The following is an 823-nucleotide window of genomic DNA, read 5'->3' as shown; positions in this document are numbered from 1 at the left end:
ACCACTGCCCGGGTCACGACGCAAATCGATGTACTAAATCGACTAGGGGACTTTCTCTTAACACTCGATTCCCCTCCCTTGTGTCCTTGGGAGGTGCAGAGACGAGCGCATATGTATGATGCTCGCCTTATAAATAAGATACGTACTTTGACTTCCTTATCGGCAACTTGAAAGACCCTCGAACTCGAAACGCTAACTTGGCCACGGCGCGCCAATTTTTCACATGGACACGCGACTACCTCGACAGTATCAATCGACACGAGCTAAGCCTATTCCCTGAGCCTATACTCAGCACTGACTCGTTCGGCAAGACCGCAACAACTGCCCGAACTTATCGCGACTCCCTGCCGCCCTATATTATCAATGAGATGAAAGCAGCATTAACCGAAGACGATTACGCATTCCCTAGGTCTTACGCAAGGGCAGAGGTGCTGGTCGTAGATAATAACACAGCTGAACATACTCGGGTTTTTTACCCAGGATTGGCGCATTGCTTATATACCATTCTTGAACTACCCATACGCAGTCATCAAGGCCGCTGGCTGGACTCCGGTGATCTTGACGAATTCATCTACGACCCTACCACAAATAGTTATCGAACTAACCTATCGGAATACGCAATAGGGGGGCGCGAACAGGGCGCAATGAGACTTCATCAAGATGGCTTTCGGGGGACTGAGAACCTTGTTGCTTGGATCAATACTAGCAAGGCGGGACTTTATCACCCTAAGAACACAGGCTATGAGATACCATATGTATCACCTAAGCTGAAGGAAATTTGGACAGCACAAAAAACTTGGCAAGATCGGTATCTCCCACCCCT

1 protein-coding gene is annotated in these 823 nt (G+C 48.7%); it reads left to right on the top strand.

Translation table 11 applies throughout. From position 1 onward, the window contains the following. Window positions 1-197 precede the first annotated feature (197 nt). The coding region (locus tag G3436_RS26910; protein ID WP_243667361.1) for a VPA1269 family protein at window positions 198-823 on the top strand (626 nt) is incomplete at its 3' end.

It is taken from the genome of Pseudomonas brassicae (genome assembly GCF_010671725.1).
Taxonomy (GTDB): Bacteria; Pseudomonadota; Gammaproteobacteria; order Pseudomonadales; family Pseudomonadaceae; genus Aquipseudomonas; species Aquipseudomonas brassicae.
The sequence above is the reverse complement of the archived record's forward strand: the minus strand, read 5'-3'. Positions and strand labels throughout refer to the sequence as shown.